The organism is Halobacillus sp. H74, assembly GCF_052246715.1.
GTDB classification, from domain to species: Bacteria; Bacillota; Bacilli; order Bacillales; family Halobacillaceae; genus Halobacillus; species Halobacillus litoralis_A.
In genome coordinates, this window is record NZ_JBQQCI010000012.1 from 72,475 (window position 1) to 91,980 (window position 19,506).

The 19,506-nt window shown below is 35.7% G+C and carries 24 protein-coding genes; 19 read left to right on the forward strand and 5 right to left on the reverse strand.

What is annotated here, in order from left to right; translation table 11 throughout:
* Positions 1-141 precede the first annotated feature (141 nt).
* Both ACTWPX_RS19860 and ACTWPX_RS19865 read right to left on the reverse strand, forming a co-directional pair.
* Complete coding sequence (locus ACTWPX_RS19860) at positions 142-564, reverse strand: VOC family protein (protein ID WP_443121241.1); 423 nt, start codon at positions 562-564, stop codon at positions 142-144.
* A 1,109-nt stretch (positions 565-1,673) separates the two neighbouring features.
* A complete protein-coding gene (locus ACTWPX_RS19865) occupies positions 1,674-2,255 on the reverse strand; it encodes a helix-turn-helix domain-containing protein (RefSeq protein WP_443121217.1) in 582 nt (193 codons plus the stop codon).
* A 93-nt stretch (positions 2,256-2,348) separates the two neighbouring features.
* Here ACTWPX_RS19865 and ACTWPX_RS19870 point away from each other — a divergent pair, with 93 nt between their 5' ends.
* Positions 2,349-3,323, forward strand: coding sequence for a DMT family transporter (locus tag ACTWPX_RS19870; RefSeq protein WP_443121218.1), 975 nt, complete (start codon positions 2,349-2,351; stop codon positions 3,321-3,323).
* Positions 3,324-3,356: 33 nt separating this feature from the next.
* On the opposite strand, the gene ACTWPX_RS19875 is transcribed toward ACTWPX_RS19870, so the two are convergent.
* Together ACTWPX_RS19875 and ACTWPX_RS19880 are read right to left on the reverse strand one after the other, a co-directional pair.
* Positions 3,357-3,497 (reverse strand): hypothetical protein, encoded by a 141-nt coding sequence (locus ACTWPX_RS19875; protein ID WP_443121219.1) that lies wholly within the window; start codon positions 3,495-3,497, stop codon positions 3,357-3,359.
* A 471-nt stretch (positions 3,498-3,968) separates the two neighbouring features.
* A complete protein-coding gene (locus ACTWPX_RS19880; RefSeq protein WP_443121220.1) occupies positions 3,969-4,454 on the reverse strand; it encodes a hypothetical protein in 486 nt (161 codons plus the stop codon).
* A gap of 552 nt (positions 4,455-5,006) precedes the next feature.
* Here ACTWPX_RS19880 and ACTWPX_RS19885 point away from each other — a divergent pair.
* The 6 genes from ACTWPX_RS19885 (at position 5,007) to ACTWPX_RS19910 (ending at position 8,313) form a co-directional block, all read left to right on the forward strand.
* On the forward strand, positions 5,007-5,258 hold the full coding sequence (locus ACTWPX_RS19885) for a hypothetical protein (RefSeq protein WP_443121221.1): 252 nt from the start codon (positions 5,007-5,009) through the stop codon (positions 5,256-5,258).
* 103 nt (positions 5,259-5,361) lie between these two features.
* On the forward strand, positions 5,362-5,910 hold the full coding sequence (locus ACTWPX_RS19890) for a hypothetical protein (RefSeq protein ID WP_443121222.1): 549 nt from the start codon (positions 5,362-5,364) through the stop codon (positions 5,908-5,910).
* A 265-nt stretch (positions 5,911-6,175) separates the two neighbouring features.
* Positions 6,176-6,454: a hypothetical protein gene (locus ACTWPX_RS19895; RefSeq protein WP_443121223.1), complete on the forward strand. Its 279-nt coding sequence runs from the start codon at positions 6,176-6,178 to the stop codon at positions 6,452-6,454.
* Positions 6,455-6,581: 127 nt separating this feature from the next.
* Positions 6,582-7,016 (forward strand): NUDIX hydrolase, encoded by a 435-nt coding sequence (locus ACTWPX_RS19900; protein WP_443121224.1) that lies wholly within the window; start codon positions 6,582-6,584, stop codon positions 7,014-7,016.
* Positions 7,017-7,137: 121 nt separating this feature from the next.
* Positions 7,138-7,359, forward strand: coding sequence for a DUF3953 domain-containing protein (locus ACTWPX_RS19905; RefSeq protein WP_443121225.1), 222 nt, complete (start codon positions 7,138-7,140; stop codon positions 7,357-7,359).
* Between the two features lie 651 nt (positions 7,360-8,010).
* Positions 8,011-8,313: a hypothetical protein gene (locus tag ACTWPX_RS19910; protein ID WP_443121226.1), complete on the forward strand. Its 303-nt coding sequence runs from the start codon at positions 8,011-8,013 to the stop codon at positions 8,311-8,313.
* A 179-nt stretch (positions 8,314-8,492) separates the two neighbouring features.
* Here the strand turns inward: ACTWPX_RS19910 and ACTWPX_RS19915 are convergent, their stop codons facing one another.
* Positions 8,493-9,695 carry an IS110 family transposase gene (locus ACTWPX_RS19915; protein ID WP_443121227.1) on the reverse strand — a complete coding sequence of 401 codons (1,203 nt, stop codon included), beginning with the start codon at positions 9,693-9,695 and terminating at the stop codon, positions 8,493-8,495.
* Positions 9,696-10,182: 487 nt separating this feature from the next.
* Between ACTWPX_RS19915 and ACTWPX_RS19920 the strand changes: the two genes are divergently transcribed.
* From ACTWPX_RS19920 to ACTWPX_RS19975, 12 genes are all read left to right on the forward strand, one after another.
* Positions 10,183-10,710 (forward strand): sigma-70 family RNA polymerase sigma factor, encoded by a 528-nt coding sequence (locus ACTWPX_RS19920; RefSeq protein ID WP_443121242.1) that lies wholly within the window; start codon positions 10,183-10,185, stop codon positions 10,708-10,710.
* Positions 10,703-11,368, forward strand: a complete 666-nt coding sequence (locus ACTWPX_RS19925) for a hypothetical protein (protein ID WP_443121228.1) — start codon at positions 10,703-10,705, stop codon at positions 11,366-11,368. Before ACTWPX_RS19920 ends, ACTWPX_RS19925 begins: the two co-directional genes overlap by 8 nt.
* Before the next feature lie 189 nt (positions 11,369-11,557).
* Positions 11,558-11,866, forward strand: a complete 309-nt coding sequence (locus ACTWPX_RS19930; protein WP_443121229.1) for a hypothetical protein — start codon at positions 11,558-11,560, stop codon at positions 11,864-11,866.
* A 192-nt stretch (positions 11,867-12,058) separates the two neighbouring features.
* Positions 12,059-12,820 carry a class I SAM-dependent methyltransferase gene (locus ACTWPX_RS19935; protein WP_443121230.1) on the forward strand — a complete coding sequence of 254 codons (762 nt, stop codon included), beginning with the start codon at positions 12,059-12,061 and terminating at the stop codon, positions 12,818-12,820.
* Positions 12,821-13,252: 432 nt separating this feature from the next.
* Positions 13,253-13,798, forward strand: coding sequence for a sigma-70 family RNA polymerase sigma factor (locus tag ACTWPX_RS19940; RefSeq protein ID WP_443121231.1), 546 nt, complete (start codon positions 13,253-13,255; stop codon positions 13,796-13,798).
* The gene (locus ACTWPX_RS19945; RefSeq protein WP_443121232.1) at positions 13,767-15,137 is read left to right on the forward strand and encodes a DUF4179 domain-containing protein; all 1,371 of its coding nucleotides are present in this window, start codon (positions 13,767-13,769) and stop codon (positions 15,135-15,137) included. The genes ACTWPX_RS19940 and ACTWPX_RS19945 overlap by 32 nt, the downstream gene beginning before the upstream one ends.
* 233 nt (positions 15,138-15,370) lie before the next feature.
* A complete protein-coding gene (locus ACTWPX_RS19950) occupies positions 15,371-15,802 on the forward strand; it encodes an SRPBCC domain-containing protein (RefSeq protein ID WP_443121233.1) in 432 nt (143 codons plus the stop codon).
* A gap of 1 nt (position 15,803) precedes the next feature.
* Positions 15,804-16,136: an ArsR/SmtB family transcription factor gene (locus ACTWPX_RS19955; protein WP_443121234.1), complete on the forward strand. Its 333-nt coding sequence runs from the start codon at positions 15,804-15,806 to the stop codon at positions 16,134-16,136.
* Positions 16,137-16,462: 326 nt separating this feature from the next.
* Positions 16,463-16,795: an ArsR/SmtB family transcription factor gene (locus tag ACTWPX_RS19960; RefSeq protein WP_443121235.1), complete on the forward strand. Its 333-nt coding sequence runs from the start codon at positions 16,463-16,465 to the stop codon at positions 16,793-16,795.
* 3 nt (positions 16,796-16,798) lie between these two features.
* Positions 16,799-17,290: an SRPBCC family protein gene (locus ACTWPX_RS19965; RefSeq protein ID WP_443121236.1), complete on the forward strand. Its 492-nt coding sequence runs from the start codon at positions 16,799-16,801 to the stop codon at positions 17,288-17,290.
* Positions 17,291-17,486: 196 nt separating this feature from the next.
* Complete coding sequence (locus ACTWPX_RS19970; protein ID WP_443121237.1) at positions 17,487-17,954, forward strand: SRPBCC domain-containing protein; 468 nt, start codon at positions 17,487-17,489, stop codon at positions 17,952-17,954.
* 313 nt (positions 17,955-18,267) lie between these two features.
* Positions 18,268-19,095, forward strand: coding sequence for a lysostaphin resistance A-like protein (locus tag ACTWPX_RS19975; RefSeq protein WP_443121238.1), 828 nt, complete (start codon positions 18,268-18,270; stop codon positions 19,093-19,095).
* The last annotated feature ends 411 nt before the right edge of the window (positions 19,096-19,506 follow it).

Consider the following 19,506-nt stretch of genomic DNA (forward strand, 5'->3'; position numbering starts at 1 on the left):
ATATCACCTGTGTATTCGCGTATTACCATTTGAATGTTAGCAATACATAAGCATGGTAAATTCTCTCGAGATATGAGGATTTAGTTTAGTGGCTAATTATGCGAACTGAATCAGGCCGGAGAATACCAGCCTGATCCGACCTTATTCTACGTCATCCCATTCAGGGTTCCATACAACTTCCCACAGATGACCATCTGGATCTTGAAAGTGACCGGAGTATCCTCCCCAGAATGTATCGTGTGCAGGATCAGTGATATAAGCACCTGCCCTTTTAGCTTTTTCCATAACCTCATCTACCTCTGTCTTGTTATTAACATTGTGACCGAGAGTAAACTCTGTAGGACTAGGGCTGCTGACATTCACTTTAGTTTCATGTGCAATATCTTTTCGATTCCAAATAGCAAGTTTCAAGCCAGGCTGCAAATCAAAAAATGCTACAGCACCGTGGTCAAACTCTTCCCCAACAATACCATCAGTAGGAAAACCTAAACCATCACGATAAAAAAGTAAAGATTCTTCAAGGTTGTTTACTCCAATAGTAATTACAGAAACTCTTGGCTTCATCAAAAATCACCTCTTGTTTATGATGAAGTAATTTTAACACAACGATACACCGCGTAAAAATTTCACGCTAGTTTATAAGAGCATTATGGCAAGTTACACCAAGTGGGTATATGTAACAACTTGGAGACATCCCCTCCCTATTACGAAGAGTATTTTCTAATTAAAAATTACATTAAACTATATTAGAGAAGTGTGGTTTGAAGTTTGATTATCTTGAAACTGAGTCTTAAAGAAAAGGGCAGGTTAGTTGAAGACTTGAATTCGAGATAATTGTCAGTTTTGAAACCATATCTGTATTAATCCGTAAATGAATTAAAGTGTATTTTAGGAGTGGTAGTTATCTTAGACCTTGTGATATTTGGTGTGGTTGCTGTTGGAGGGTAGTAGTTGCTCTAATTGGTTTTTTTGTTGATATTAGGGAGAAAGATTAATCAACCCAATAAAGAATTACAGCAAAAAGTGGAGAGTCTTGAAAATGAAGTTAAGAACCTCAAAGATAAAAGGTAATTCAGAAGGTAGTGGTGAATTAAATGGTAAGTAGTAAATTATCAATTCAAAGTGTATTAGTGTTGCAAATCCTATGGTTTGCTATGTTTTTAACTAATTTGCTTGGATACATAGGTTCCAGAAATGTGATAATACAGGACATTGTGTGGTTAGGAATACCGGCTATTGGTATTCTTGTTTCAATCAAATTTTTATTCGAGAAACGTTTTACTCGTCTAGCAACCCTGACTATGGCTTTATCTTTAATTATTGTTTTCATATGGTTTTTAATATCTGGAATAAGTGAGATGTGAAAAATTAATTCCTATTAACTAACGAGTATGTTCGTTTTAAAGCTAGTAAGATATCTCAAAATCAAGTCTTTCGTATAAGGGGGCAATTCTGAAATAAAGGAATCGCCCTCTTTTTAACGTTTACGGGCAGGTTAGTGAAGACTCGATTTCGAGATAATAGCCAGATTTGAAACAATTATGGTATTTTCAAATACGTTTGAGTATTGCAAAGGTATATTTTTTTGATGATCTTATTGTAAATGATAACACGCTTTGACAGTTATTCGATCTCAACAAAGGAGAATAACGCTGCCGATTCGGCAGCTTTTTCTATGCCTGCGTATAGATCATCACGAAATGTAGAACGGCCCCAACTGAGTCTGAATTGATATAAGCATGATCTTGATCAGCCTGAAACTTGATCGAATCATACAGTTCTAGCTCATAGATCTCATCTTGGACCCTCACGTTCACACGTCCTTCCATCACAGTGATGTACTCGATCACACCTTGCTGATGGGCATCTGCACTGTACTCGCTGTTCGGCTCAAGAAACGCTCGATGCGTTTCTAATGAACCGTACCCCTTCATGTTGAACATCGGTTCCAGGACTAAAGATTCGTTTGCACTAAGTACTTTCTGCCCTTCGTGTTTCTTCGATATTACCACGTCTTGTTTTTCAGCGAGCAGCGATGAAATCGGAATCGCGAGGCCATTTGCAATCTTCCAGATAATCGTTAACGATGGATTCGCTTCTCCTCTTTCAATTTTCCCTAACGTTAGATTGCTAACATCCGTTCGTTCTGCTAGATCTGATAACGAAAGGTTTCGTTCCTTCCTAATCGATCGTAGCGTTGCACCGACTTGCTTCGATAATTTCTCTGGATCTTCCCAGTTATTTTTTCCACTCATACGATACCCTCTCCATCAAACAATTTTACATTTTACTACATATACTATAATATACATATCATTAACTATACTATACAGAAAAGAGCGATTTTATTGAAAGAGATAGCCCTCGGTATTCTTTCGTCGATGTTTTTTGCCGTTACATTTATCTTGAACCGCTCGATGGAACTTGAAGGTGGAAGCTGGATGTGGAGTTCTTCCCTTCGTTTCCTCTTCATGGTTCCTTTTCTACTCCTCATTGTACTGATGAGAAGCAACCGAAAACAAGTTTTTATCGAACTAAAAAAAGAACCTTGGAAATGGCTGACGTGGAGTTTTGTAGGTTTTGTCCTTTTCTACGCCCCTCTAACGTACGCTGCAACATATGGACCAGGCTGGTTAGTGGCAGGCACATGGCAATTTACGATTATTGGTGGAATCCTCGTCGCTCCTTTCTTTTTCAAAGTAGAACGAACCTCCACTGGCATCGTGAAACGACGACACCGCATCCAAACAAAATCCCTCGCCATTTCGCTTATCATCTTGATCGGAGTCCTATTGATTCAACAGCAAAAAGCGAGTGAGCTCACGATCGTTCAGGTTATAATCGGGATCGGCCCTGTCATTTTAGCAGCGTTCGCATACCCACTCGGAAACCGCAAAATGATGGAGTTATGTGAAGGAAAGCTCGATACGTTTCAGAGAATACTGGGGATGACGATCGCTAGTTTACCATTTTGGTTGATTATTAGCGGGGTAGCAGTCTCCAAAGTTGGCTTACCGAGCACGAGTCAAGTGACACAATCGTTTATCGTCGCGATCTGTTCAGGCGTCATCGCGACAACGCTATTCTTCATCGCGACGAATCGCGTGAAGCATCACCAAGGAAAGCTCGCTACAGTGGAAGCCACGCAGTCGACGCAGATTCTGTTTGTTATCGCAGGTGAAATGCTAATGTTAGCGAGTCCGCTCCCTACAGGAATTGCTTTAGTAGGCGTTCTGTTCATTATCTTAGGAATTATTGTTCACACGTTTAATATGAAAAAGATGAATACGGTCACGGTTGCGAGAGCGTTGAAAGCACAATAAAAGGAAGAGGATCCACCCCTCTTCCTCTAACGGTTAAGCTCCTAACCACTTCTGGACTTTCGGCATCAGCGGCAATAGGTAGCGATCGAATAAGAACACAACGACGATGGAAATTCCGACTAATGGCATCAGAATCCCAAGTAGGAGCATGATCGCAAGTATGCCGCGCTGCACCTTTTTACTTTCTGTTTTCTTAGGTGCTCCTAACTTTCCTTTCAGGTTTTGATCTGGTTTTGTTAACTTAGTAAGGTTCCACCAATACTCTAGCCATTAGGGGAACTAACGAAATTGGTTAGAACAATGTATCAAGTTGGGAAGAGAAAATGTATTTACCAAACGGGACAAAATCTTATTATACAGAAAGTGATGATACTCAAATGATAAGTTGGCGAATGAATGATGTTGAATATGCTATAGACTTTATAGGCAATGAATCATAAAGTAGAGATGAAATAATTAAAATTGCTTCTTCGATCAAATAATTTCAATACTATTTCCCGGATATACATAAGTACTTATTTACAAAACTCTTTACTGATATCTTGAATTCAAGTCTTCAACTAACTGGGGGCTTTAGTAGAATAAGGAAAGGAACTTCCACAATTAAGAAGTTCCTCCAGAAATGCTAAAATAGGGGTTGAATGTTCATAACTGTGTAGGTACCACAGTAAACGTATAAATCTTGTAAGGAGCTTCTTTTTTTTCCCTTTTGTAATATATGTATTTGGACTTTTTTCCGTTTTCCCCGATAACTTTGAGTGTTTTATCATTACCTAAACTTATTTGTCGTGTTGTGGAGGCATATTGTATCACAGCACCAGAAGATTCGGTGGGGACAACACCTTGATTAACATATATTTTCCCCTTTGTAGATTGAACTTCTACACTGTTATAATCAGAAAAATTTTCGAGTATCTTATTTAAATCTCTTACTAAGTCGGTACAGTTTTCCTCACAAGTTAAAGAAGGTTCCAAATTATATGTTTTATTCATACTCGTTTGGATAGATATTACCTCCGGATCTCCTTCAGTACTTACAGTTGTTGTTTGATGTGGCGGACGCAGATTAAATGATGTATAGAATACAAAAAACAAAATACAAGTCATAAAAATCAAATACCATTTTTTCATAATCTTTCACCCTCGGTCAGTAGTTTAAAGGATACCTCTAAGCATTGTATAATAAATAGCAGGTTTTTCAAAAAGGTTTTTAAACATGTGTGAACTTTATTAAAAGCAATGCCTTTGTCCTCTTTCAAAAATATAATTTTTATATGGGATCATTCAGTCAAATAATTTAGATAACTTAGATAGAGAACCAGCATTTTATCCTGCGATTTGCTATAGAGAAAGAAATAATTATAAATAAGTAAAAAAACAGCAACAATCCAGAAAGGTACTGTTGGAGAAATATTATTCATCTACCTTTCAATGCAAAGTAACCTAAAAAATCTATGTATTCTTGGGGTTAATATCTTATTCTCTAAGCCAGGAATACTCGAAAGCTTATAATATGTAGACCGTATTTTCAAGGTATTCTCCAGAATATCTCGATATCGAGTCTTCACTTAAAGGGGGCTATTATTTTATAGAGAATAATCAACTTTTGATGGTATTAATTGTAAGTATAAATGTTATTATGAACCAAAGGTATTTGGCAATAAAAGGAGGTAACTGATTGAAATGCGAACCTTTTTATCATTACTATGTTTTGTAATGGCTGTATCTTTGTTCACTTTGAGAGTAGAAGGCCCGGAAGGTACATTTATTGAAGACTCTTTATTTATATTTATTCTAATTATGGTGTTACCTATTGGTGGATTACTATTTGCATTAAAGGCAAAGAAATGGAAAACATTCGTTATTCTAATAAACATTCTTGGAATCTTAACAATTACTCTTATCGAGATAGTTGCAGCAATGGCTTTTGCGTAAGCAAAATAAATAATCCTTACTTGATTTATTTCGAATTCAATTCTTCCTGTATTGGGGGCGATTGTTCAATAGAGCATTAGCCCTTTAATACATAAGGGATATCGTGGCATTTAATTATTTAACTGGCGGAGCAGATTTGTTAAATAAAGCTAGCTTAGGGGGTTTTTATATTAAAAAGATTGCATTTTTTTTAATTAGTGGATTGTTGCTGATGGGTTGCGCAAAAGAAGGGACAACAAATGAACCTGAACAAAGTTGGGAAGAAAGCCCGACGCTTGTTCGAGAAGTTGTAGTAACAGATGATGGTCAAAAAGGAAATTTTGTATTTAGAATTGGTAATAATGGAAAATTTGGGTTTTCAGAGTACGGACCTTTTATAGAGGGGGTAAAACAGAAATACATGTGGTTTTTTTGGGGAGAAAAAGATACAATTACACAATCGTTTAAAGTAGTGGGGATAAGCAAAGAGACTAATGAAGAAATCACTGTTTTTGAAAATGAAAATAATTCAGCTCCACTTTCTCCACATTTGGGGGCAGACCATCACATTCCTTCAGCAATGACGTTGCCTAGCCTAGGAAAATGGCGTTTAGAAGTATACTTCGGTGAAGAATTGTTTGGTAATATAGTGGTTAATGTAGAAGAAAAGTAAAATTATTTTCCTTATTCAATTGACGGGTCGCTTTAGTTGAAGATCAACTCGGAAATATCTCGGATTCGAGTCTTCACGAAACGGGGGGCTTATCCTTAATAGGATGAGTCCCTTTTTTATGGATGATATATAAATTTAGTAGGTCCCCAACATACTATACAGTCATCGATTTTAGAAGAGAAAGAAAATTCATTTATTTCCATCTTTTGGTGTGTTAAATTGGTATAAGCCTTTAGTAATGCATAGTGGGAAAGAGGGATTATAAATGGAGAATATACATACCATTTGGCTTGATGATAAAAGTGTACATGGAATAATTAAGGTTCACGATTCTATTTTTGAGTTTCTATTCCACCCAATAGTATTTGACGAAATAAGAGGGGAGTTTCAAATTATAAATAAGCTATGGTACACGACTTACCATGGCGCAAGAGAATACTTTAGATCCCCCACAAATGCTTATTACGTTGCTGGGAGGATGAAAATACATATTGAAAGAGAGCTCCCTCAACATATATCCTCAGGTCATCTGATTAATGCTTAAAGTGAAGGGTATTTACCTCTATACTGAGTCTTAAAATATAGGGGCGATAGCTTAAAAGATAATCTCACATATTACATATAAAAAGAAGTGATTCCAGTGAAATGCTAAATATAAGGAGGGGAAATCTTTGAAGAGGGTAGATGTAGTATATGTATTATTAACCGATGCAAAGAATGAAAGAATATTGATGGTTAAAAACACCGGTGAAAACTCCTCTTACTACACTCTCCCCGGAGGTGCAGTAGAGTATGGAGAGACTCTTCAAGAGGCAGCTATTCGTGAAGTTAAAGAAGAAACTGGATTAGAGGTTAAGGTGGATGGCATCTTTTCAGTGATGGAAGCTTTCTTTGAAGAAAGAAATCACCACGCAGTCTTTTTTACCTTTTTAGGAAATATAGTTGGTGGTGAAATAAACATCACTTTTCCTGAAGAAATTGAAGAAGTGACTTGGATGGACTTAGATTTGGCAGAACAGAGTTTACATCTGCCTATGGAAATAAGAGGAATATTAAACAAGTCAGCACCTTATATTCTTAGAGGAAATGTGGAACACAACAAATAATTTATCTTGAAATCGAGTCTTCATGTAAAGGGGGCTAATCTTTAAGAGGTATTTAATTTGACTTTGTTTTAAGAAATGTTCGGATACAGGAGTAAATTTTATTTTTGAGGGGGGAGTACTGGTGAAAATACTTAGAATAATTTTGACGACTGTTGTAGTAGCTCTATCTAGTTATGGTTTGATAACTGGAAAACCTGGAATAATAATGCCTTATATTTTGCTATTAATGGGTGGATTGCTTGTTGTAATGGGACTTGCTGAATTTCGAAAACGAAAACCAATCGCTTTCACATCATTACTTGCAGCTGGGTTTAGTTTATTCGTTGGTATTTATACTTTATAAAGCAATCAAGCGAGAAACCTGAGTAAGAATATCGATATAAGTATGACTGAGTGTCTCGAAATCAAGTCTTATAAAAACGGGGTGCTTTTCCGCAATAAATAAAATAGTTCAAAGAGATTCACAAAAGATTACATACTAGATTTTTTTCTGATATTTTCACTTATTAATATGTAGAAGTACGTTACACCGGCTCTACAGTAAATTAATTTTATGTGTGGTTTTCCTATAAATGTAATGTAAATAAGTGAAGGATAAGATTTTTGTTTAATTGAAACTCGACTAATTGGAGGATAAGGATGAAAGGAAAAATGTTCCATGCACTTAACATTACCGTGCTGGTTATTATATCGGCAGCAGGATTGCTTGGTTCGGAAATGCGATGAGCCAGGTGACGTATTCTTCGATAAATTTTGCAATCATGACGACTTTTGTGTGGTGGGGGGCTTTTTATTGGATTCAGTATTTAAAAAAAGAGACCGCATGGAGGGCGGTTTGGTTCCTGGTCTCCCTCGGTGCTCTATTCTATTGGATGGCTGGAGGAGGTGCATCCTTTTATAACTTGTTCTTAGGATTTGGTGTTTCATTTGAATTATCTCTTATAATTCACCATATCGGTGGAATATAAATTGGTCAAAAGTTAGGAGGGTGAGTATGAAAAAAGCCAATGCGGTTTTTATGATACTATCAGGACTCATGATATTCCAAAACTTTATTGCAGGCGTAGGTGGTATCCTGATGGGCGTCGAGCAACCAGCACCCTATCTCATGCTGGGGATGATTCCGTTAATCATCTGGATAGCCATACTGGTTCTGTCAGAGAAAAAGAAAGATGTTACACCTTTCACACTCTCTCTGTATATCGGGCTGATCGTCCTATTCGGAATTCATTTTTATCTATTATTCACAGAACCATCATACGGGTTCAGTAAAATCATAGCGTTCTTTGGAGCTTGAAAAATGATTGACTGTTTATTTAGGTAGATTCTTAGAAATATCTCGAAATCAAGCCTTCATGTAAAGACCAGCTATAAAATGTCAAGTAACTAAATAGATGTTTCTTGTGTACTCATCGAAATGAAATTTGGCATGCCAAATAAACCTCACTTATGTAATTATTAAAACGACAAAAGTCGTTAGTCTTCATTGGTTTGAGGGCGAGGGATATAGGGCGTCTGATCTCTTAAAATGGCAAAAATAATGTGTGTTAATTTACGTGCTACGGCACCTACCGCAGTACCGTGAGCCTTCCCGCGTTTGCGTAACTTTTGATAATAAAGGGATAGGGCAGGATCCTTAAAACTCGCCACGAATGCTGCTTGCCATATTGCACGTCTAAGGTAAGGAGACCCTCTTTTAGAAAGCTTCGTTTTAGATCCATTAAAGTCACCGGATTGGTGTACGGAAGCATCAAGGCCGGCAAAAGCAACTAATTGTTTTGGATGTTCGAAGCGATCAATGGAACCAACTTCACCTAAAATGACTGCCGCTGTGATATCATTTACGCCTGTTATGGTTGTCAAATAATGATTTTGACGGTCTGAGAGTTCCTTTAATTCCTTCTCTATTTGACCCAATTGTTTTTCAAAAAGAGCTATTTGTTCCAGGAGAAGATGGATTTGCATTTTAAATGCCTCTGTACCTATGGAAATACCAAAGGTATTTTGGGCACTTTCTTTCAATTGTTCAGCTTTCCAACGAGCTCTTGTAATTCCGTATCGTCCCTTACTGACACGGTAAAGGACATCGGCTAGCTTGTCTGTATCAATCTCAAGTAGGTCTTCAGGTAAGGTATAGTTTAAAAGAATTTCTGTGGAAGATAGCCCAAATACATCAGAAAATACTTGTTCATATTCAGGGAAAACCTGATCTAGTAAAGCAATGATCTTACGTTTAACGTCTGAGCTTTGGTCTACCAAAGCATAACGAAGCCTCTCAAGGTGTCTGAGTTGAAGGAGTTCTTCTTGAACGAAAGGGGTCGCTTCTGGAGAGTCAATGCGAATCACTTGAGCAATTAAGTACGCGTCTTTAATATCTGTTTTGGTTTTGCGAATATAAAAATTTCGTAGGGCGTCTGATTGCATAGGATTGAAAGACGTCACTTTGTATCCAAGTTGATAAAGGAAAGAAAAGAGAGATAACCAATAGTGACCCGTGGCTTCCATTCCACAAGCACAATTCTCAGGTGTCACCTGGTGTTGGTTTAAGAAATTCAGAAGCTTTTCACTACCCTTTTTGGAATTAGAAAACCGAATGGTTTTCCCAATAGGGTTCCCACTTTCATTGATTAATCCAGCTTCATGATGACGTTTTCCAATATCAATACCAAGATAAATCATCAACGATCCCACCCACATAATATTAATCAGATGAAAGAAGACCTCTTACCTTTATAGATACTCAACCTCGTTAGATATACGGCAACGATGTACCATCCAGCTCATACGAATAGTTCTATAAAGAAAGAAGTGTCAGTCTTTAGCACGAAGACAATGCTTCAAGGGGGCAGAGCGACAACCTCAATCTGATTTAACCCCATTATACCTTTGGATAAAGGTATAATGGATTTAAAAACCAGAAAAAATCTGGTTAATAATAATATACGAGGGGGCGATTGCTCAATAGAGTCCTCGCCTCTTATTACATAATCATAGTGGTTATCGGGAAATTTAGCTTTTTTCATTAATAGATTGTAGAGTTAAACAAGAGGGTTAAAGTTGATAATGTAATCGTCCAAAAAGGGGGGCGATTTTTTTGTTTTTAAAAAATTTAAGCCAAACAAGACGTTGATTTGTCTAATAGGTGTAAGCAAATAAAGAGGGGGTGATTTCAATCATTAAATTAGTTATAAAAGCTCAAAAAGGAAATGATAGAGCATTTTTAAAGTTATTCCAACAACATGAAGTAGATATCTATCGGATGGCTTATGTCTATGTGAAAAATAAGGAAGATGCTTTGGATATTGTTCAAGAGGTGGCATATCAGTCATTTAATAAAATTTGTACATTGAAAAAAGCTGAATATTTTAAGTCTTGGTTAATGAAAATTACGATAAACTGTTCAATTAACTTAGTTAATAAGAACAAAAAAGTAGTTCCATTAGAACCGAAATTTGATGAATTCATAAGTTCAGGTAATGAAGATATTCCCCTTAAATTATCATTGAAAGATTTGATAGAAGCTTTAAAGGAGGATGAAAAGAGTGTTGTTCTCTTAAAGTTTTATCATGACCATACCTTTAAAGAAATAGCTGAAATATTAGAGATCCCATTAGGAACTGCAAAGTCTGTTTTATATAGAGCTTTAAAAAAGCTAAGAAAAGGATATTTGAAAGGGGATGGTGTTAATGAGTGACAAAATAAAGCAAGAAGTAAATAAGATTGAAATACCAGAAGAATTGAGCGAGAGTAGTAAAAAGGGTGTCATGAAGGCAAAATCCGAGAGGGTAAAATCAAATAACAAATGGTCATATTTAATAGCAGCAGTTGTGATTGCATCGTTAACATTTACTTTTCTTTCTCCGAGCAACGTACATGAAATAATTCCAGGAGAACCTAATATTGAAACAGTTAGTCAATCAAATACTTTTGATACTTCCAATCCGCGTAAATTATTAGGGTTTTCGGATAATGTTTTTGTAGGTAAGGTAGTTGAGCAAGTCGGAACAAAGTCATTAAACGATTTCCCAGAAACACAATTTAAAGTAGAAATATTGGCTAATATTAAGGGGAATTTGAATGGTTCGGTTACAGTAAATCAACAAGGCGGTCATGAATGGAATAAAGTAGTTGTATTTGAAGGAGATAAATTACTAGATGAAGGGCAGACATATTTGTTTGCGACAAAGCATTTGGAAAGTGAAAATTGGCATACGTTAGTTCCGGTACATGGAGACATTCCAATTGATGATAATCAAGAGAAAATGAAGCTGATTGAAAAATATACAAATGCTTATGAGCATGAAATACCTTTTGAATTTGGAAAAGGTTCTGAAACCGATACAGGAAAATAATTCATCAAACAAGTGAGTTAGGTGAAGATTTACCCGTAAATATCTCCATTCCGAGTTTTCAACAATCGCCGCCTAACTAATTAAAGTAATTACTAAGGCAGCGTTTAGATTTACTTGAGTGTCCGCTTTTTCCATCCAAAATATGTATGGTACGCTCTGAGTAACAATTTTACATTTGGGGGCGGTTAGTTGAAATTCTTTAGAATATTGACTGTGATTTTTATTAGTTATTTATCCTACATGGCCTATAAAAAAGGAATTGAGTTAAGAGGGATTGGTACAAATGCTGATGGGGACGGAATAGGAATTAGTTTCTTAGGAATTCAAACAGCTGAAAGAGTTCCAGAGGCTAACATTCCACAACACGCTCAAGGATTCTTTGTTTTTAGTGTAATTTTAGGAATTTCCGGCTTGCTTCTCTTATTTCTACCCTTGATTAAAAAAACATTACCATTGCCTTTCAAAAATTGGATTCGTAAGCAGCTAGAAACTGAATAACTATTAAGGAGTCAATATATTATGTTGGCTTTTTTTATGAGGAACCGTAAGTCATTCGGGAAGGTTGCTCTCATACACTAAAAGCTTTTGTATAAATTATCTTGAAATCAAGTCTTCATGAATTGGGGGGCAATTCATCAATAAGATTGTATTTAATGTGAATCATCTAATTATTACGGAAGGAGGGTTTTCATGAAGGTTACGGATTACTCAAAAGTAGCTAAAGTTTATGATAGCAACCAATTTAGATTTGATGAGGTGAAAGTAGATACTGACTTAGAAGCTTACATACAAAATGACCCTAAATCATCATACAATTTCTTGGATCTAGCTTGTGGCACAGGCATTTACCTCAATCGCCAATATAATTCATTTAAGGAATTAAACATTAACTGGCACGGGCTTGATGCCTCACAAGCTATGCTAAATAAAGCGAAAGACAAAGTTGAAAAGGTGACCTTTGAGAAAGGGTTTGCGGAGAGCATGCCTTATGAAGACGAGTACTTTGATGTCATAACGAATAACTATGCTTTACATCACTTTGTTGGGAAAGAGAAAGCGCTGGACGAAATCCATCGAGTCTTAAAAAAAGATGGCGTTTATAAATTGCATAATATCAATATTTACGGGATGAAAAATTGGTGGGTTTATCATTACTTTCCATCTGCGTTATTAGAGGATTACAAGAGGTTTTGGAGTAAAGAAGTTATATTTAGAGAACTATCTCAAAGAGGTTTTAACGTTAGAATTGATTGTAAGTATCAAATGGAAAACATTAAAATAGCTGACTATTTAGCGCCCGTGGAAAACAGGGATATATCTGTGCTGACCTTGATTGATGACGAGGAATATAACCAGGGCCTCTATAGGATGAAACAAGACTTAGAAAAATCTCCGAATAAAAAGGTTACTAATGATTTTTCAGAATTGATTTGTATAGCTCAAAAAAATTGAACTTTCCGAGAGACTGGATATATCTCCAAAGAGTATTATTATCTTGAAACTGAGTCTTCACGTAACGGGGGCGATTATCCAATAGAGATAATCGTCTTTTTTTATGGTTGAAATTACTGTACATTCAGGGAGTGCTCTGCTCCATAAAGGCATTCTCACCCCCCTTAATTTCTGGCTATGAAAAATCTACCATCAGCAATTATGATAGCTCGTTGTTGTTTATCATTGATCTAGGAGGTTTCTTCTACCTGTTTCACAAGCTTATAAAAGTCGTTTTTTCATACAGCTTTGTGCATAGCTTTCGTTTTATGGGAGTTTCAGTTCTACTGATACCAGTTTAGTAAGCATTTGTTGTTTACGGAATTGATACAAATAAAAAAACTTGAAACTTTTCAATTAAAATTCTTCTCTAATGGTAAAGGGAGGGTAAGAATGAGGCATTTAAAATTAATAAAAAAAGCTAAAAAAGGAGACCAAGAAGCATTTGAAAGACTTCTTTTGCTATATAGCGATCGTTTGTACCGTACTGCGTTTCTTTATACAGGTAATCGTGAAGATGCACTGGATATTATTCAGGAAACTTCTTATAAGGCGCTCTTAGCCATTAGAAATTTAAAAGAGAACAAATACTTTTTAACATGGCTAACTAGAATTCTTATCAACTGTGCTTATGATCTGAAGAAAAGGCAGAAAAAAGATATCCCGATTGAACATGTAAGTGAAGTATTATCAAAAAAAGATGAAAGTACGGATGAACATATTGATTTAGCAAGAGCCATAAATGGCTTGCGAGATAATTACCGTGACGCAATTATCCTGTTTTATTATCATGATCTTCCAATTAAAGAGGTTTCTCAAATCATGAGCATTCCCGAAAATACAGTAAAAACATACCTTCAAAGAGGAAAGAAACAATTGAAGACTATTCTGGGAGGGGTGGGATACGATGAAGGAAAAGCTATTTCAAGAAAAATATGAAGAGATTGAAGTACCTAAAGAAGATGTTAATGAGGCGATCCGGAAAGGTATCCGAAAAGTGAATGAGGATTCGGAGCCTAAAAAAAAGGTGAGTCCAACAAGAAAGCTTATTATATCGACCGCAGCAGCTCTTACATTTCTGTCTTCTAGCTTTATTGTGCCGTCTGTATCTCATGTCATGGCTGACGTGCCATTAGTAGGGCAAATATATACTGGTTTTAATGATTTAGTAGGGAGAAATTTGGCTTCCCAGCAACTTATTACTAAGCTAAATGAAACAGCTAGTCATGGTGGAATAGATGTTACCGTTACGAGTGCTTATTACGATGGGGGAGTGATTGGTGTTACTTTTGATGTAACAGGTGATGTTAATCCTAATCAAAGAGGAAAACTTACTGGTCTTTACGAAATATTCAATGGAGAGAAGATTATTTCAGATAGTAGAGAACTCGTTCATATGGAACAAACAGATAATGGATTTATGGGGCAAATCCAGTTGTACTATCCAGGAGAAAAGCTACCTGACGACACGACATTCCCTTTAGAATTTCTGAAAATTGGAGGTAAAGAGGGAGTGTGGAAGTTTGATGTTCCGATTAAACAACTGCCTAATGAAACAATAAATGTGGACAAGGAAAGTAGCAATGAACAAGCAAATGTAATGGTTCATTTCGATTCAATCATAGCAGGAAAAGCCTCAACAGCAATTGATTATACTACAACTTTTCCAGACGAGAGTGAGAACGACCAAGTTCAATTAGAAGTGTATGATGATTATGGAGAAAGGGTAAACATTTCAATGGATGGAATCGATTTAGAAAAAATAAAAGAGAACAATCAAGTGATTGTAAAAGGAAGGAGTATTATTCCTCAAGAGCTTAAAGGGAGAACTGATTATATAAAAATATACCCAAAGGTAGCATTACAAACAGAAGATAAGTTTGTGAAATTAAATCAAAAAACACCAGTTAAAATAAGTTCTCCTCGCCAAGACCACACGATAAATCTGGAGAATATAACTACGAAGGATAATAAGGTAGTTATTGATTTTCAAATCAATGAAGGAAAAGAAAAAGATGAAAAACTCCACTTTTATAAGGATATAGCACGAAATGAAGTGACTTTGGTTAAAGAATCAGAAAAGGAAATTTATAAGAAACCAATAGATCATTCTATAAAAGTTTTAAATGAAGATGATTTACAATTTAGTAGCACTTTTGATCTTAGTTCTTTAGGTGAATTTAATTCAAACGATTACGTCATAAGAATCAGCTTAAGTAATTTAAGCGCGAATATACCTGTAGAATTAGACCCTGTAAAATTTGAATTGAAAGAGTAACATTGTCTCGATTTCAAGTCTTAAAGAAACGGGGGCATTTCTTTTACAACATTTGTGCTCTTTTCTTACTAAATGGTTTATAAAAAATGTAAGGCTTGTGCGGAATGAAGTCTATTTGAAAGGATGAATAATTTTTTGCAAATAATTCATCCTCTAAAGTGCAACCAAAGTGTAGCACATAAGTGATAATATGTGCTACACTTTGGTTGCACTTATAAAAAGGAGGAGTAGTAATGGATAGTGATCAAATTAAAAGAGAAATTTTTATTAACGCACCTATCCAAACGGTATGGGAGTTAATTAGCCAACCAGCATGGTGGGTGGGTGATGCACCTGGTCCGGACAAGGTGCAGGTAGATGGATCACGTGTGACGGCGGATACGAAGTACGGACAATTCCCGGTGTTGATTGAACAATCAGAACCGCCAAACTACCTTGCATGTAGGTGGGCAAGTTCATTTCCTGGAGAGGAACCAAAAGAAGAAAACTCTACGCTAGTTGAGTTCAAGTTGACTTCAAAAGACGGGGGAACTTTGCTCAGAGTAGTTGAGAGTGGCTTTTCACATCTTGCAGTATCCGAACAAGAGCAAAGAAAGTTCTATAAAGGGAATGTCCAAGGCTGGGAGATGCAAATGGAAGTACTGCGGAAGCGTGCTGAGCAATAAATTGGCAACTACAGATATTAGTAATTTTGAAAATGTCTTGATCGCCTTAGCAGACCCCACACGTCGAGAGTTACTTGACCTAATCGCTTTACGAGGGCAAGTTACAGCAACAACATTAGCAACTACGGTAACTGTATCTCGTCAGGCAGTTGTTAAACATCTAACAATCTTAAAAGATGCTAGGCTTGTATCCAGTAATCGTGTTGGTCGGGAAGTAAGATATAAGGTGTCTCCACAGCAACTGTCTTCAACAGCAGAATGGATGGCAAATCTAGCTGCGGATTGGGATAGGAAGTTAGAATGGATAAAGCGCATAGCAGAAGATGATAAATGAGAGTTAAATCTCCCATTTATTCAAAAAGTGTATTGAAATAGATATCCTGAAATTGAATCTTTCAACATAGGGGGCAATTCTGCAGCAAAAGAATTGCCATCTTCTTAATGTTTTGGGCAGGTTTATTGAAGACTCAGTTTCGAGATAACCACTTTTATTAAATGCAATAAAAACTAAAGAATCTGATGTTAACAATGTAAAATTAATTTGAACAAATTTAGCACTCGGGTTATAGAGTGTTTTTCTATACACCACTATATAACTTGAAAGTTATATAACTTATTGGTAATGTACTGTTAAGTTGTCTTATTGGAGGTTGTAGGAATGTGAATGCTACACAAAATAACTATGAAAAGACCAGTTTGTTTGAAGTAATAGCAGAATCAAACCGTAGAAAAATTATTGACTATCTAAGAATAAGTCCAAGAACTGTTACTGAAATTGTTGAATATACAAAATTAAGCCAACCGGGTGTATCCAAACATTTGAAAATTTTACGAGAAGCAGGGCTGGTCACAATTACTAAAGATTCTCAAAGTCGTATTTATCACCTACAGGGACAGCCTTTAAAAGAGATTGATAACTGGCTTGAACCTTACAGGAGATTTTGGGAAGAGAGGTTGGATGCACTTGAGGAATTGTTGGATGAGGAGGAATAAAAAATGTTAGCAGTAATTGAAAAAGTTGAAGGTGGCCATATAGCTCGTTATAATCGTTCACTCCACCATCCTGTTGAAAAGGTCTGGGCTGCTATTACTCAAAATGATAAGTTAGGAAAGTGGATGCCTAATCTTCAAGTAGTAGATCTTAAGCAAGGCGGTACCATTAAATTCAATATGAATGATGGAACAGGAAATTCTTTTGACATTAAGATTAGAGACTTTAAAGAAAACGAGGTTTTGGAATATGAATGGGGCGACGACGGTTGGGTTCGCTTTGAGCTTTATCCTAAACCGGGTGGCTGTTTATTAGTATTAAAAGAATTTATTAGTACTATCAATGACCATACCTCTAAAGACTTGGCCGGATGGCACGTGTGTCTAGATGTTCTGATTGATTTATTGAATGGACGTTATCACGAAGAATTCCCGAAAGAGAATTGGAAGAAGTGGCATCAAAAATATATAGTTTCTATTGAAGAATTAAATTATTAGAATACTTATAAGTATATTACCTAGTGGTTATTCAGAGAGACTAAAGACAAAAAAACAGTACATAATACAAATTGTAACTGGGAGTGAAAACAACCTATCGAAGTGATTCTTACTTAAGGGAATTGCTTAACTATACCAGACACGATAAATGTGCTTCTCAATTTTTAAAATACCTAATGAAAAGGTGGTATGGAGAATGATAAAAAGTGAACTACGGAATATTGCAGAGGGAAAATGGTTGGCTTTGTTTACAAATATTCACGAATATACGGCGGAGCAGGTGTGGGAAGTATTAACAGATGAAGAGTATGTTAATAAGTGGCATCCTGAACTTCGAACACACGAATTACATGATGGTGGCAGCTTAATTTTTGATTTCGGAAATGGAAAAATTCATAAATTACCTATTCGAGAATTTAAAGAAGGAAAGATTTTTGGGTTTGACTGGTATGGAAGTTACATTCGATTCGAAATTAAAGAGGGTGGACAGTTGCTAATGACATTTAAGGTCAATGAAGTAGATGAACAATCACTTCAAGACCTTACAGGATGGACCATGATTAATGAAGCAATTGATGCTACATTACATGGAAAAAGTTTCACGTTTGATAAAGAAAGAGCAGGAAAAATACGTAAAGAATATGAGCGTGAAATGAAATTATAGTTATAAAAAGAAAATTTTCTTTTTACTATTGGTTGCTAAAGTAAATGATTTTTTTCGAAAATATCCCGAAAATGAATCTTTCAGAATAGGGCTAAAACGGAAGATTATATATGAACTATCTCGAAATCAAGTCTTATAAAAACGGGGGCGATTATCTAAAATAAGATATTCGCTTTTTCATTATTCTCGAGAAGTAGGAAAGCATGTTTAGAGAGAATCAAACATAATGAAAATTCCTTAATCTAACCTTGAGTATATAGAGGGTTTGAAATAAAAAGCTTTAGTCTATGGATAGATATGAAAGGAGGAACAAATGAATCGAAAGAAAATTGGAATGAGAAATATAAAACTATGGCCTATCATACCTTTCGTATTAGTCTGGGAAATATCTTATGCGGTATTTTCAATTGGCTTTGATCCGAATAAATCAATTACTGAGATGGCAGATATTATTTTTTACATATTTATTTTTTTATGGATTAGCCTTGAGTTATTCAAAAGAGGGGTGAGGTTTGCAAATTTAAGCACTAAAAATGATGTTAAGATTCCTTGGATTAGCATGCTTTCCTTTGTTCCATTAGTTAAAATAACTGCTGCAGCTTTATTTATGACTCTCGGAGTATCCATTCTCTCTGCATTTCCTGGTATAGGTGATGTCCCTTTATCAGATCAAAGACTGCAGAACCAAGCGTTGCCTTCTAATATTCTGTTGAAAATTACTGTAGCTGTTGTATTAGCTCCGGTTATAGAAGAGCTATTTTTTAGGGGAATGATGCTTAACAAGTTTGTTTTAAAATATGGACGAATAAAGGGTATGGTATTTACTGCAATCTTATTTACAACTGGTCATCCCTTTAGTTTCTTTAGTGCTTTCTTGATGTCTATATTGTTTTCAATAGCTTATCTAAAAACTGGTAAAATATATGTTCCTATGATCTTACACTCTTTTGGGAATCTTCTAGCTTTAATGAATGAACTCTATCTTTCACCTCTGATAATGGGGAGTGAGGAGACCCAATCATTACCTACCCAAATGGATTTGATCGTAATAATTATCCTTAGTGTTTTATTGCTTATTGCAACGGTGTTTGGAATAATTAAACTTTATCCAAGGAAAAAAGGGTACCATCTTCAACCATAGGAGAGTTTTTCTGGCGAACTGACTAATGAAGTCTAAAGCCCATTTCTAAGTCCAATTATCTTGAAATCGAGTCTTACATAAACGGGGGCAATTCTATAATAATGGAATTGCTCTTTTCTTAATGTTTAGGGCAGATTTGTGGAAGACTCAGAATAACTCAATTAGTTTGTTCTCGCCTAATTTCTATCGGTATACCACCAAAAAAATGGATTCTTATCCAGCATATTTAAGTTTTATTTTTTTAAAAAATGATCATTTTCTACCTGTGTTGTTCAACAATAGCGCTTTTTCTTTAATAAACAAGAATTATTTAGCTTGTATTGTTAAACATAAAAAAGATTAGCAATATAACACTAGATGTTTGTAGAAATTCTTTCAAATGGAGTCTTTATATTATGAAAATCATATATC